Source organism: uncultured Rothia sp., assembly GCF_963507905.1.
GTDB lineage: Bacteria > Actinomycetota > Actinomycetes > Actinomycetales > Micrococcaceae > Rothia.
On the sequence record NZ_CAUOUU010000008.1, the window covers coordinates 47547 to 61672 of the forward strand.

At 58.1% G+C, this 14126-nt stretch carries 13 protein-coding genes; 4 read left to right on the forward strand and 9 right to left on the reverse strand.

All coding sequences use genetic code 11. The features are described 5' to 3' along the window. Positions 1-39 precede the first annotated feature (39 nt). The 9 genes from RQ593_RS06285 to RQ593_RS06325 form a co-directional block, all read right to left on the reverse strand. Positions 40-474: a HEPN domain-containing protein gene (locus RQ593_RS06285; protein ID WP_070684817.1), complete on the reverse strand. Its 435-nt coding sequence runs from the start codon at positions 472-474 to the stop codon at positions 40-42. Between the two features lie 40 nt (positions 475-514). Further along, positions 515-1060 carry an ArsR family transcriptional regulator gene (locus RQ593_RS06290; protein WP_311450120.1) on the reverse strand — a complete coding sequence of 182 codons (546 nt, stop codon included), beginning with the start codon at positions 1058-1060 and terminating at the stop codon, positions 515-517. A 115-nt stretch (positions 1061-1175) separates the two neighbouring features. Continuing rightward, the gene (locus RQ593_RS06295; RefSeq protein WP_070684739.1) at positions 1176-1817 is read right to left on the reverse strand and encodes a VanZ family protein; all 642 of its coding nucleotides are present in this window, start codon (positions 1815-1817) and stop codon (positions 1176-1178) included. Positions 1818-2042: 225 nt separating this feature from the next. Continuing rightward, positions 2043-2495, reverse strand: a complete 453-nt coding sequence (locus RQ593_RS06300; RefSeq protein ID WP_070678835.1) for a CrcB family protein — start codon at positions 2493-2495, stop codon at positions 2043-2045. Then, on the reverse strand, positions 2495-2899 hold the full coding sequence (locus RQ593_RS06305; protein ID WP_246827040.1) for a CrcB family protein: 405 nt from the start codon (positions 2897-2899) through the stop codon (positions 2495-2497). Before RQ593_RS06305 ends, RQ593_RS06300 begins: the two co-directional genes overlap by 1 nt. A 145-nt stretch (positions 2900-3044) precedes the next feature. Beyond that, the gene (locus RQ593_RS06310) at positions 3045-5831 is read right to left on the reverse strand and encodes an MMPL family transporter (RefSeq protein WP_311450121.1); all 2787 of its coding nucleotides are present in this window, start codon (positions 5829-5831) and stop codon (positions 3045-3047) included. 178 nt (positions 5832-6009) lie between these two features. Further along, positions 6010-6711, reverse strand: coding sequence for a TetR/AcrR family transcriptional regulator (locus RQ593_RS06315; RefSeq protein WP_311450122.1), 702 nt, complete (start codon positions 6709-6711; stop codon positions 6010-6012). A gap of 281 nt (positions 6712-6992) precedes the next feature. Continuing rightward, positions 6993-8657: a HAMP domain-containing sensor histidine kinase gene (locus tag RQ593_RS06320; protein ID WP_311450123.1), complete on the reverse strand. Its 1665-nt coding sequence runs from the start codon at positions 8655-8657 to the stop codon at positions 6993-6995. A gap of 93 nt (positions 8658-8750) precedes the next feature. Further along, entirely contained in the window at positions 8751-9494 is a 744-nt protein-coding gene (locus tag RQ593_RS06325) for a response regulator transcription factor (protein WP_311450124.1), read from the reverse strand. A gap of 259 nt (positions 9495-9753) precedes the next feature. On the opposite strand from RQ593_RS06325, the gene RQ593_RS06330 reads away from it, so the two are divergent. From RQ593_RS06330 to RQ593_RS06345, 4 genes are all read left to right on the forward strand, one after another. After that, positions 9754-10626, forward strand: a complete 873-nt coding sequence (locus tag RQ593_RS06330) for a PRD domain-containing protein (protein WP_311450125.1) — start codon at positions 9754-9756, stop codon at positions 10624-10626. Positions 10627-11293: 667 nt separating this feature from the next. Continuing rightward, the gene (locus RQ593_RS06335; RefSeq protein WP_049326832.1) at positions 11294-12274 is read left to right on the forward strand and encodes a mannose/fructose/sorbose PTS transporter subunit IIA; all 981 of its coding nucleotides are present in this window, start codon (positions 11294-11296) and stop codon (positions 12272-12274) included. Continuing rightward, positions 12271-13140, forward strand: coding sequence for a PTS mannose/fructose/sorbose transporter subunit IIC (locus RQ593_RS06340; protein ID WP_311450126.1), 870 nt, complete (start codon positions 12271-12273; stop codon positions 13138-13140). Before RQ593_RS06335 ends, RQ593_RS06340 begins: the two co-directional genes overlap by 4 nt. An 11-nt stretch (positions 13141-13151) precedes the next feature. Next, complete coding sequence (locus RQ593_RS06345; protein WP_311450127.1) at positions 13152-14006, forward strand: PTS mannose transporter subunit IID; 855 nt, start codon at positions 13152-13154, stop codon at positions 14004-14006. The last annotated feature ends 120 nt before the right edge of the window (positions 14007-14126 follow it).

Sequence of the window (14126 nt, forward strand, 5' to 3'; positions counted from 1 at the left end):
GAAGGAGGTTCATTCAGGGGTGCCGAAAAGAAATATCGTCTAGAAAGGTCCTAGCTTAGGAATAAAAAGAGTCATCTCCTGAACGATATACTCTGCATCTTCCAAAGCCTCTTCAGCTTCTTCCACAGCTATAGGCTCATAATCCAAACCGGGATACTCAACCTCATGGCGAGTTCGACGCAAGCGAGAATACAGCTTACCCACCACATCATGAGGGCCTCGCTGAGCACGCAACGCATCACCCACCACAATATGACCTCCCCGAGTAGTCGGCCGCAGACCCTGCACCGCCAAGGCAGCAGTCATCGCCAACCTCGAAGCATCATAGAGGAGCGTATAGGCACCTTCCGGATCATCAACCACCAGACGATGCGCCGTCTTTAGATGCCGATGAGCACGCAACAACAGACCTTGAGCATGCTCACGATTTACAGTAACCCGTTCCAACTCACCGGCATTAATCAGCTCAAGCATGCGCTCCCGGCCAACAGTCCAAGGACCAGGAGTCGGGGCATTAGGCTTCAGCGTCGACATCATTCACCTCCAGCTGCCCAAAGAGAACCTCCATCGGGCGCGAGCGCACAGTCTGCACGAAACCATTCTGCGAGTTCCATGCCTCATGAGATAGCCGCTTTACGTTCACCTCATAGCCAAGCTTCTGCTCAGCATCATCAATAGCCTCATACAGCTTCTGACGTGAAGGGGAACCAACAACCAACACATCAATATCATTCGGCACGTGCCCAGCCACCCCAGAACGACGGCTAGCCCACGAGCCATAAATAGCGGCACCCTCAATATTGGAAATGCCCTGCAAAGTATCCCGGAGCACCGGAACGGGGCCATAAGTTACCAGGATCAACTGACGCATCGCCTGGCCCACCGGATTATCAACCTTGGCTTGCACCATACGGGTCCTACCAACATTCTGGACAGTCACCAGACCGGACTGTTCCAGACGATTCACCTCTCGGGAGACAGTCGGCAACGATGCACGTGTCGCATCAGCAATCTGAGACACCGTGTACTGCTGCTCAGGGTGAGAGAACAGCAATGCCATCACTTCACCCTGCAGGTCACTACGCAAGATAGGAAGGAGACTAGGAGCAGACGTTTTCATAACATGAATTATATCAATCATGTTATGAAAACGTCTGCTATTTTTTGGAGGGGTATTAGGCTGCAGCGGAAGCCATTGCCAGCACCCGATCATGCTTAGCGAGGCGGCGCTTCTGAATCGCGCGCACCACCCAGATGCACACCGCACCCAGAACCGCGCCGGCAGTATTGTTCACAATGTCATCCACATCGAAAGTACGGTAGGTGAAGCCCGCCAGACCCCAGTTACCGGTCAGCTGGCTCAGCTCAATGAAGCTCGAGAGCGCGAAGCCACTTAGTGCCGTAGCGCGCAGACCCCAGCGCAGGCAGCCCGCCGTAAAGAAGCCCAGGGGAATGAACATCGCAATATTGAAGAAGAGCTGCGCGTACACGGTAGTCGCGAAGCGGCGCAGACCCATGCCGGCCGTCAGGTCCCACGCCTGCTGCCAGCTCCAGCCCACATAGAAGCGCGGGTAGTACAGTTCGGGGTTCGTGACGCTATTCGCGCTACCAATCGGAGTCAGCGTCAGCGAAAGAATCGAGGCAAGGAACAACGCGAAAGATGCAGTCAGCAGGTATTGGCGGGTGCTGTGCGCTCGACCGGTCCTCTTGGCACGCAGGCGCATACCAATGAACCCGATGATAGAGAGTGCGACAGTAAGCGCCGCAATCTCGATGGCGAAGGTGCCAATCATGTGTTTACTGAGCAGTTCCTGCATGCCGTGTGTTCCTTAGGTCGTGAGAGTGAGTAATATGCTTTCCACCTGAATATATGCCTGTTCTAACATATATTTCCGATGGTATATAGCGGGTTACCGTTCATGCCCGCCGCATATCGTTCACCACCAGTGTAAAAGACCGCTCTATGGCTCACCCTAGGCGAAACTGTGAAAAAGCTGTACACGCACCCAAACATGCCATGAGAACCACCACAGCCGGTGCCGTCAGTACAAAACATCCGGCGGGAACACCGGCGCAATATACCGACCAAACAGCAGCACGAACAAGAGCGCGCCCGCAATCGCAGCCGCCATCGCACCCACAACCTGCACCAGCCACAGCATCAGGAACTTCACCATCTTGCCCTCAGCGCGGGCAGTCAGCGCCTCCACCATGGCGGTCGAGAAGGTCGTAAACCCACCCAGCAGACCGGTCGTAATCACCGTGCACCAGAACGCCACCTGTTCCGTGGCGTTATAGTGCACGCCCAGCGCGCGAGGATTAGAGACCGGCATAATCAGCAGGCCGTACAGGAACGAGCCCACCAGGTTAATGACGAACACCGGGCTAATAATCGACGACTCCGTGCGCAGGCGAGGCGACATCGCCTTATCGAGGAAGAAGCGGGTCATCGCACCCAGACCGCCGCAGAGGAACACCATCAGAGCGAAAAACATTAGCGGCCCTCCTCAGCATCGTGGACGGGTACCAGGCGGGACGCCACAAAACGGCCGGTCAGCATGCCAGCCGCGGCGGCAACCAAACCACCCACGAGCAGCACTGCCACCGCCAGCACCATATATTGAGCGTGCACCGTGTACGGCAGAAAAATCGTCTGCGCCAGCACCGCAGCAATCGACGAATAGGTCGTGTAGCCGCCCATCATACCCGCACCGAACAGCAGGCGGAACGAGTGAATCCGGTCCTCGCCGTCACGGCGCGCGTAGGCGTTCCACACCATCGTCAGCAGGCCCAGCGTGAACGAACCCAGCAGGTTCGCCACCAGCACGCCACCGGGGGTGTACACGCGGCACAGCGCACCCGTGCCGCCGCCCAAAAAGACAAGAAAAGGGGCAGGCACACGGGTTAGAACGCCTCCTATCCTCTGCCGGATACTCGCGCGGTTCCTCATCACCGTGCACCTGCCCTTTCGTCTCGTATTAGTCTTCAAAGTGCGCTACAACAGCGCACAAACACACACTAATACTTTAGCGGTTACCCAGGCTTTAGCTGTTACCCGAACCGGCGGCAGACTCACGCTCGTGCTGAATCTTCTCGCTCAGTGCGGCGCCCTCAACATCCATATTCGGGGTGAGGCGGTCCAGCCACTTCGGTATCCACCACGCCTTATCACCCAGCAGAGCCATAACCGCAGGGGTCAGCGTCATGCGCACGATGAATGCATCCACGAGCACGCCGAATGCCAGACCAAAGCCCATCGGGCGGATCATGGTCGAATCAGCGAAGATGAAGCCACCAAACACCGAAATCATGATGATCGCGGCAGCCACCACCACACGCACCGCATGGTTATAGCCGGTTACGATGGCGGTCGCCGCGTCCTTGCCGTGCACATACGCTTCACGCATGCCAGTCACCAGGAACATCTGGTAATCCATGGCAAGACCAAAAAGAATACCGATGAGCAGGGTCGGCAGGAACGACAGCACCGGACCCGGGTGGTCCACACCGAAGAGGAAGCTCATGAAGCCCAGCTGGTAGATGGACACCACGGCACCGAAGCTCGCCAGCACCGAGAAGAGGAAGCCCACCGAGGCAACCAGCGGAACCATGATTGAGCGGAACACCAGGATCAGCACCAGGAAGGACAGGCCCATCACTACGCCCAGGTACAGGGGCAGCTTCTGCGCGAGCACCTCAGAGACGTCAATATTGCCGCTGGTCTGACCCGCGATGCCCAGAGACACCTCAGAGCCCTGAACCGGAACGGTTACGGCGCGCAGCTCGTGGACGAGCTCTTCGGTCTCCACGGAGCTTGCACTATGGGCAGGAATCACCTGGAAAATCATGAGGGTACGGTCATCGGTCATGCCGCCGGGAACCACAGCCTGCACGTTCGAGCCGCCGCGCTCCTTCACCGCAGATGCGATATCAATCTGCGCCTGCTGAGCCTGCTCCTCACTCATATTCGCGGGGGTGTGCGCAACCGCAACCAGCGGGGCACTCATGCCCTCACCGAACTTCTCCTTGACCAGCGCGTACGACTTGTACGCGGCGCTATCGGAGGGGTAGTTCGAGGCGTCGGGCAGGCCCAGGCGCATCTGAGACATGGGAGCGGCAACCGCCAGCAGCGCCAGCGTACCCATCACCAGGGTCAGTAGCGGGCGAGCCAGCACGAGGCGCAACCAGCCATTCGGCTTCTCGGTGCGGGCGGCATCCTGCGCGCGGCGTTCCTCAATCTTCTTCGGAGTATCGATGGAAGCCCACAGCTTCTTCGACATAATCTTGGTGCCCGCCAGGGACAGCACCGCCGGGGTGAGAGTCACCGCAATCAGAGCGGCAACAACCACGCAGAACGCGGCGGCGTTACCCATCACACCCAGGAAGGGAATACCGGTCACGTTCAGCGCAACCAGCGCAATAATCACGGTGCTTGCCGCAAAAATCACGGCATTACCACTCGTACCGTTCGCCAGGGCAATCGCCTGGATCTTCGGCATGCCGTCAAGCAGGTTCGTGCGGTAGCGGTTCAGGATGAACAGCGAATAGTCGATACCGACCGCCAAGCCGAGCATCAGGCCCAAGGTGTAGGCGGTGGAGCTCATCTGAATGATGGAAGACAGCGAGAGCGTGCCGAGCACACCCACCACCACGCCCACCAGGGACATGAGAATCGGCAGGCCGGCAGCTACGAGGGTGCCGAGCATGACCATCAGCACGATGAAGGCGATGACCATACCTGCAACCTCACCGGTGTGCGAGCCGCCGCCGAGCGCAGATTCGCTCAGGTTCGCGTCGAACTGGACGGTCGCCCCGTGCAGGTTCGCCAACTCGATATCGGACATGACCTTCTGCAGGTCGGCGGAGGGAACCTCAAAAATCTTCTTCTTGAACGACACGGTCGCAATCGCCGTGGACTGATCCTCAGAGACCATACGGTAGCCTGCGGTGAAGTCGTACAGCTTCTGCTGACGCTCCAGCTGCTCACGCTGTGCGGGCAGCTCACTTTCGGTCTTCTGCAGCTGGTTGCGCTGCTCGTCCAGCTTCTTCTTGCCTTCAGCCAGTTCGTCCTTCTTGGAAGCAATCTCTGCGCGGCCCGCATCGACCTGCTTCTGGCTCTCGGCGAGGGTGTCGCGCTGCTGGTTGAGGGCGTTCTGCTGTTCGGTCAGCTGCGTCTGCTGGGCGTTGAGCTGATCCATCATCTCGGCGGGTGAGCCTGCCGCCTCCGCCTGGGCATAGCCCTCCTTCAGCTGTACCTGGGCGTCATCGAGCTGATTCTGCGCCTCATCCAGTTGCTTTCGGCCCGCGGTAATCTGCGCCTGGGAGTCGTCGAGCTTCTTCTCACTGTCAGCAATCTGCTTGGTGCCGTCTTCAATCTGAGAGGCGGCGGCGTTCAGCTGCTTTTTGCCGTCCTCAATCTGGGCGGGTGCAGCACCAAGCTTGGTGTGTGCCTCGTCGAGCTGGGTTTTCGCTTCGGCAAGCTTGGAGGTGGTGGTGAACGGGTCGGTGACCGCGTCCACGGCGGGCACCTCGGTGGTGAGCTTGTTCAGCGCGGTAGAGAATGCCTGCTTCTGTTCTTCGGTGAGGGCGGTGCCGTCGCCGGTGGTGATAATGATCTGGCCGGAGCCGCGGTTGGCGCTCGGGAAGCGCTGTGCGAGCTCGTCGGAGAGCTGCTGGGTCTGCGTTCCGGGCATGGTGAAGGTGTTGCTGAGCTTGCCGTGGAACGCGGTGTAGGCACCCGCTACACCGGCAATGATGAGTACCCAGGCAAGGATGACAGCCCAGGCACGGCGGGCGGCGGCTTCACCGATGCGGTAGAGCCATGTAGCCATGAATTATTCCTTTGAAGTTGAGTGAGTGAAGAGTTTGGTGCGTTGGGTGCGTGTGAATACGGTGGTTGCCCTGTACTGCGATTGCTGTGCCCTGTTTTTGGGCAAAAAACACCCCGCTTCGGGCACCTGCAGGTGAGGTGCCCGAAGCGAGAGTTTTTGAGCGTGAACGCTTTGGGGCTTAGCTTGCGAATTCGCCCTGGACCAGACGGCCCAGGTAGTCGAGTGCCTCGAGTACGCACTGGCGCATCGCTTCGATGGCGAGTGCTTCGGGGTGGGTGCCTTCGGGGGCTTCCGCTGCGACCTTGGCGGTTACTTCTTCGGCGCGGGTGAGGTAGTAGTAGACGCCTTCACCGATGGTTTCGGAGAGGTTGGAGGCGAAGACTGCCACGCGCAGGTAGGGCAGGTCGGGGTATGCCTCGAGGTACTGTTCGAGGAAGATGTCGTAGGTGCGCTCGAGGATGACGTGCGAGTATTCTTCGAACTTTGCGGGGCTGTCCATTTCGAGGGCGTAGAGCAGGTGCGCGAAGGGTGCGATGTACTCTTCGAGGGTGTTGCTCATGAAGACGTTGCGGGCGATGGAGAGCATTTCGGCTTCCATGCTTGCGTTTTCGCCGGAGATGGTGAAGTCGCATTCTTCGAAGATGCGGTTGAAGTACTGGTTCATGCGGGTGACCAGCACGTCGTCCACGGAGGCGAAGTGGTTGAAGATGGTGCGGCGGGAGACGCCGGCGCGTTCTGCGAGTGCTTCTGCGTTGAGGGCGCCGTAGCCGCCCTCGAGGATGAGGGATTCTGCTGCCTCAACGATTGCGATGCGGTTCTCTGCCTTGCGGGCGGAACGCTTGTCCGTGATGTTTGCGGGGGATTCAACAAGATTAGCCATGTTTTTTACAATACGCGCATTGTTTCACCGAGGGTAACTATTTTGGGGTTAGATTGACCACATATTTGCACTCCAGGTAATAAACTTGAAGTGCAGATTTAATGTTTACTCAACAAGTAATTTAGCGTTTTGGCATGTCAAACCAATATAAAATCGCAAAAGCACAACAAAAGGGGAGCAGGGTGCACACACAGCACACTCCACTCCCCCTCAAGCAGCCATTCACAGAGTGGACGCACGCGGACCAGGTAGCAAACCAGACCGGCTGATCAGACGCCGGACTAGGCAGCCGGCTGAAGACGCGCATCCAGCGGCAGGCGCACCGTAAAGACCGTATGACCCGGCTGGCTCTGCACCTGAATCGAACCACCATGCGCCTGAACGATTGCCTGCACAATCGCCAAGCCCAGGCCGGTGGTTCCATCCGAGCCGGAGCGCGCCTTATCCGCGCGGGTGAAGCGGTCAAAAATCTTCGGCAGGAATTCGGGTGCAATGCCCGGGCCGTTATCGGTCACGGTAACCACGGCCTCGCGGCGTGCCGCGTCCACCGACAGGCCCGCGGTCACGCGCGTGCCCTCATCGGTGTGTTTGCGGGCGTTCGAGAGCAGGTTCAGAATCACGCGCTGAATCTGGGAGCGATCCGCCACCACTTCGACGGGCTCATCGGGCAGGTTCAGGTGCCATTCGTGGGTGCGGGCTGCCGCCTGCATGTCGGAGGTGCACTCAAGCACCAGCTCTGTCAGGTCAACCTGCTCTAGCTTGGGTTCACGTCCCTCGTCGAGGCGGGCGAGGGTCAGCAGGTCTTCCACGAGGCGGGACATACGCTCAGTCTGCGAGTCGATGCGCGCCAGGGAGGACTGGCCGGACTCGCTGAGCGGTTCGGTCCAGCGGAGCATATCGGAGTAGCCCTTAATGGCGGCGAGGGGCGTGCGCAGCTCGTGGGATGCGTCCGCGATGAAAGCGCGAATCTGATGCTCGGTGCGTTCGCGCACTTCAAGGGCGGAATTCACGTTATCAAGCAGCTGATTGAGGGCATAGCCCACCGCACCCACTTCGGTACGCGGGTCGGAGTCACGTGGCTCCACTCGCACCGCCGAGGAGATGGTGTGTTCTTCCAGGTCCAAGTGCGCCACATCGGTCGCCACCGCGGAGACTCGCTCCAGCGGCTTCATGGTACCGCGAATAATGTAGGATCCAGCCACACCGGCGCCGACCATTACGGCGATGGATCCGAGGGACACCACAATCACGAAGATGGTGAGGGTCTGCTGCACGTTGGCGAGCGGGATACCAACCACCTGCGCGTCGGCGGTATTACTAGCCTTCGGGGTGATTTTCACGAGGTACAGGCCGGATTCCAGCTTGATCTCTCGGACTTCTTCTTTGGTGGCGTTCAGCGCCATGGTTCCGAGGGTTACCTGGTCGTTGGCGGAGAGGCTTTGTATAGTGCCGTCGCTGGCGAGCTTGCTGGCGATTTCTACGGCGCCTTCGGATTCCACACAGGTGATGATGGTTCCGGATGCCTGACCGGGTGCGAAGAGGGAGCTGCCCTTCTGCAGATCATCACAGTCCACCTCTTCTTTTTTGCCGGTTCGAGATGAGGGCTGCACCACGCGGTGGCTGGTTTCCTTGAGGTCGCTTTGCGCCTGCTGGTAGAGGGAGTTCTGCAGGGTCACGTAGGTGGACAGGCCGATAATGAGGCAGGCGATGCCGAGAGCTGCCACGAGGATTGCGATGAGGCGCGAACGCAGGTGGGGTACGTAGCCCAGCTCTTCGGGAGATGCCTCGGGGTTCCTCATGCTCTTCCAGGCGGCGCGGAGGCGCACGAAGAAGTTCCCCCGGGAGGGTACGGAGCCGTCTCGCGCAGAAGTACCCGCGCGTAGGGGGCGGGTTGCTTCGTTATCCGGGGAGGCGGGTTCACCGGGTGAGTAGGAGCCCACAAGCATCCTTTCTTTCTATATTCGAAATACGGAATATAACTGATATGGCGCGGTATAACCGGGTGTTATACCGCGCCATATGAAGAGCAGAGAATAAACTTAGACGGCGGGACGCAGCACGTAACCAGCGCCGCGCACGGTGTGAATCATCGGTTCGCGACCCACGTCAATCTTCTTACGCAGGTACGAGATGTACAGCTCCACAATATTTGCCTGGCCACCAAAATCATAGTTCCAGACATTGTCGAGAATCTGGCTCTTAGAAACCACGCGCTTAGCGTTTTCCATGAGGTAGCGCAGCAGGTCGAACTGGGTTGCGGTGAGGTTGATCTGCTCGCCACCGCGGGTGACCTCACGGGTGTCCTGGTTCAGCACCAGGTCGCCTACAACGAGCTCGGCATCATCAATGGCGGCGACACCGGAGCGCTGCACCAGGCGGTGCAGTCGGATCATAACCTCTTCCATAGAGAAGGGCTTGGTCACGTAGTCATCCGCACCGGCGGCAAGACCCTCAATACGGTTGTCCACCGAGTCCTTAGCGGTCAGGAAGAGGCAGGGAACCTCGGGGTAGAACTTACGGATACGGGTGAGCAGTTCCAGGCCATCGAAGCCGGGCATCATGATGTCCAGCACGAGCACGTCGGGTCGCCATTCGCGGGCAATCGCGAGCGCGGAAGGGCCGTCACCGGCGGACTGCACATCCCAGCCGATCATTTTCAGGCCCATGCTGACGAGTTCCTTGAGCATTTCCTCGTCGTCAACGACGAGGGCGCGGATGGGGCTGCCGTCCGGGTGCTCGAGTGCGGGAAGGTTCTTGGCGATTTCGGTTGCTTTACTGCTCATGTGGTTAAGAGTATCGCGATTTAGGGTTCACGGTGGGGCGGGATCCGGTTTTCAGCCGCAAACTTATGGAATGCTTGCCCGCGTCACAGCTGGGGCACAGTTTCGTGCCGCCCATTATCTCGCTCACGCGCGTTACCCCTTTAATACGGGTTCGTTCTTTCGGTAAAATTTGTAGTAGCTTAGGTGATACTCAATCGCCTTTTATCGTTTCAGTGTGCCACCCCGACACAGGCGCCCCGACACCCGCAGAGGAGGACACATGCGCATTAGCCGTATTTATAACAATAATGTTGTCCTCACGGTGGATCATGTGGGCAAGGAGTCCGTGATGATTGGTCGCGGCATTGCTTTTGGTAAGCGTAAGGGTCAGCTGGTTGACCCGTCTGCGGTGGAGCAGACCTTTGTGCCTGAGAAGGGCATGTCCGGTGAGCGTTTGAGCATGACTCTTTCTGAGATTCCGGCGGATATTCTGTCGATTGCCACGCTTTTGGAGTCTAAGGTTCGCGCCGAGGGTGCGCTGGAGCTGTCGAATTCTTTTATTCTTCCGTTGGCTGATCACCTGCATTATGCGGTGGTTCGTGCGCGTGATGGGGTGCGGGTGGAGTACCCGCTGGCGCCGGAGGTGACTGTTCTTTATCCGCGCGAGGTGGAGTACGGCCGCACGGTTTTGGAAATGGTTCGCGAGCGCCTAAATGTTGAGCTGGACCCGAACGAGGCAATTCCCCTAGCGCTGCACCTGGTCAACGCGCAATTTGCGACGGCTGATATGTCTCAGGCGTTCCGTATGACTGAGGTTTTCGCGCAGGTTTTTGAAATCATCGAGGCGAGTTACGAGCGGAAGATTGACCCGGATTCGATGAGCGCGGCGCGTTTTGTGACGCACCTGCGGTACCTGTTTGTGCGGGCGAGCCGCGCCTCCGCGGAGTCGGCGGAGGATGCTGAGGATGAGGTGTCGCAGCCGAGCCTGTTGGCGGCTCTTCGTGCGGATGCGCCGCGCGCCTACGCGTGTGCACAGAAGGTTTTGTTGGTGCTGCAGATGCAGTTGAAGCAGAGCCTGACTCGTGATGAGCTGACGTATTTGACGATTCATATTGCGCGTCTGGCGCGGGATATGTGGGGCATTAACGCGTAGCGTATGCTCTGTAGGAAGCGACCGAGAACCCCCGGTCGCTTTTTCTATGCCCGAAGTCTCAGTGCAGGGAGGCGCCGCCGGGCGGAACGTGGCCGTTAAAGGTGAGCTGCTATTTATATATACAACCTGTCACTAAAATGCCGTTTTCCCGGGTTTTCTTTCGCGCGTTAGCGCGTCGATTTGAATTTTGAAATGACGCTTTATAACAGCGCATTCCGAAAATACCATTCTGTGGACAGACCACAGACAAATGTTGGTTTTTATATAAATCCCACATCTTTTTGACTCATGCAGCCATTTTTTGCTCGGTATTTTCTTTGTAAATCTTTTTCCCGCGCTCTTGTGATCCACATATTCCACGTCAAACACCTCGTCCACCCACCTACAAGACGCCAACATTCCCGAATTTTCGCGAGAATAACGTCTTCCCCTTCGTATGGACAAGCATTTTTCGGTGTTCTGTTTAAATTTTTTACACCCTGGCAATAAATACGTGTTTTGACATCAAAAACCCATATTCCAACACCGATAAAAATGTCACAAGAACCTAAAGTGTGCATGCTCAGAAAAAACCCACAAAACACAAAAACAACGTGTTACTATCTGAGAATTATGAGGCCCTTCACGGGACCTATACACACCATGTCACGAAAACGAGAGGACCACTATGGTCACTATCATTGTGGCGGCACACGGCGAGTCGGCTCCGGCTCTGCTGAAGACCGCCGGCATGATCCTCGGTAACTTCGAAAACGTCCACCCGGTCACGTTCCTGCCGGGTCAGGGCCCCGAAGATCTCGTCGAAGAGTACACCCGCATCGTTGAGGCGTCCGAAGCAGAGGAAACCCTGCTGCTGGTCGACCTCTTCGGCGGTAGCCCCTACAACGCCGGTGCGCAGTTCGCAGCCACCCGCGAGGGCGTCGACGTCGTCTCCGGTGTCAACGTACCGATGCTTATTGAGGTCATCTCCGGCGCAGGCCGTAAGAACGCAACCCTCAAGTCCCTGGTCGCTAAGGCGCACAAGGCTGGCACTAAGGGTATTCGCTCCTTCCAGGAGGCGAACCAGCCCGCAGCCGCCAAGCCCGCCGAGGCGAAGCCCGCAGAGACCAAGGCGGTCGAGGTTCCGGCTGCTCAGCAGGTTCCCGGCGGCACCATGGACGCTATCTTCACCCGCATCGACTCCCGCCTGATTCACGGTCAGGTGGCAGGCACCTGGGTTCCGCATATCGCACCGCAGACCTTCATCGCGGCATCCGATAATGCGGCACACGATCAGCTGCGCAAGTCCCTGCTGTTGCAGGTCGCGCCGACCAGTGTGAAGACCAACGTCCTGGACATCGCTAAGGCTGGCCGCGTGTACAACAACCCCAAGTACACCGGCATGAAGACCATGTTCGTCGTAGAATCCCCCGTTGACGTGGTGCGGCTGCTCGACGAAGGCGTCAAGATCAACGAAGTGAACGTTGGTGGCGTCACCTTCAAGACCGGCATGGTTCAACTCTCGGACGCAGTGTACGCCTCCGAGGAGCACCTGGAAGCCTACCGCGAACTCATTAAGCGCGGTGTGAAGCTGACGGTGCAGCAGCTGCCCAACCACTCCCCGGTTGATTTGGAAAAAATCCTCAAGCAGAAAGGCCTGGACGCATGAGCGCCCTGACGTTTATTCTCGTTGTTCTCGTGGCGTTCATTGCGGGCGTCGCATCCGTGGTGGACGAGCGTCAGTTCCACCGCCCCCTGGTTGCTTGTACCCTGATGGGTTGCGCGCTGGGTGACCCGACCACCGGCATTATGCTCGGTGGCGCACTGGAGCTCATCGCACTGGGCTGGATGAACGTCGGTGCGGCAATGGCTCCCGACTCGGCTCTGGCGTCCACCATCTCTGCTGTTGTTGTGATTCAGGGTCACCAGGACATCACCACCGGTATTGCGATTGCTGTGCCGCTGGCGGCAGCAGGTCAGGTTCTGACCATTTTCGTTCGTACTATTACGGTGTTCTTCCAGCATCAGGCAGATAATTTCGCGAAGACGGCGAACTTCCGAGGTATTGAACTGATGCACCTCAGCGGTATGGCTCTGCAGGGTCTGCGCGTTGCTATCCCGACCGCTATTGTGGCTCTGATTAGCTCCGAAGAGCTGACCCGCCTGCTGGGCATGATTCCGGAACAGGTGACCATTGGTCTGCGTATTGCCGGTGGCATGATTACCGTGGTCGGTTTCGCAATGGTCATCAACATGATGCGTTCGAAGGCTCTCATGCCCTTCTTCTTCCTCGGTTTCATTGCCGCTGCCGCTATCCCGGCAACCCAGTCGATTGTGCCTCTTGCCGGCGGAAAGCCCGAGGATGTTCTGGTGGCACTGTCCACCCCGGCACAGTTCAACCTGGTTGCTATCGGTATTGTGGGCGCCTGCCTGGGTCTGCTGTACACCCAGCTGAACCCGCTCTTCCATAAGAGCGAGGCACCCGCCGCAGCACCGGCAGCCGCAGCAAACGACCTCGATAACGAGCTCGAGTAAGGAGCATCATCATGACTGAGAACAAGAACGTCGAGCTCGTTGAAGTTCCCGAGCTCACCCAGCGCGATAAGGTCGAAACCTACATCCGCTCCACTTTCCTGCTTGGTTCGTTCAACTTTGAGCGTATGCAGTCCATCGGTTTCGCGGTTTCCATGATTCCGGCTATTAAGCGCTTCTACACCAAGAAGGAAGACCAGGCGGAGGCGCTGACCCGCCACCTGGAGTTCTTCAACACCCAGCCATGGGTTGCATCCTCGATTATGGGTGTGACCGCTGCGATGGAGCGTGAGAAGGCATCCGGTAAGGACATTGACGAGGCCGCTATCACCAACGTGAAGGTGGGTCTGATGGGCCCGCTGGCTGGTGTGGGTGACCCGATTTACTGGGGTACCGCACGTATCGTGCTGGCGGCTCTGGGTGCATCCCTGGCGGTGACCGGTAATATTCTGGGCCCGCTGCTGTTCTTCTTCGGCCTGACCGCGATTCGCTGGGCGACCCGCTGGTACGGCTTCAAGTACGGTTACGAGAAGGGTACCCAGATTGTGACTGAGGCGGGCGGTAACACCCTGCAGAAGATTACTCAGGGTGCGTCCGTGATGGGTCTGTTCGTGATGGGTGCGCTGGTGTACCGCTGGACGAGCGTGAACATTCCGTTGCCGCTGACCAGCTACAAGAACCAGGCTGGCGCGATGGTGGATGTGACCGTTCAGTCGGTGCTGAACGACCTGCTGCCGGGTCTTGCGTCGCTGGGTCTGTGCTTCCTGTGCATGTGGCTTCTGAAGAAGAAGGTCAACGCTATCTGGTTGATTTTCGCTCTGTTTGCCGTGGGTATCCTCGGTTCGTACCTGGGTTTCCTGGCTCTCTAAAAATCTGAGAGATGAGCCCTTTCACCCTTTAGTGAAGGCGTGAGATTCAGGGGCTGTATCTCAAGTGGCGGGGGTGCGGTCGGTACACTTGAAGTACCGGCGGCATCCCCGTTTTTTATG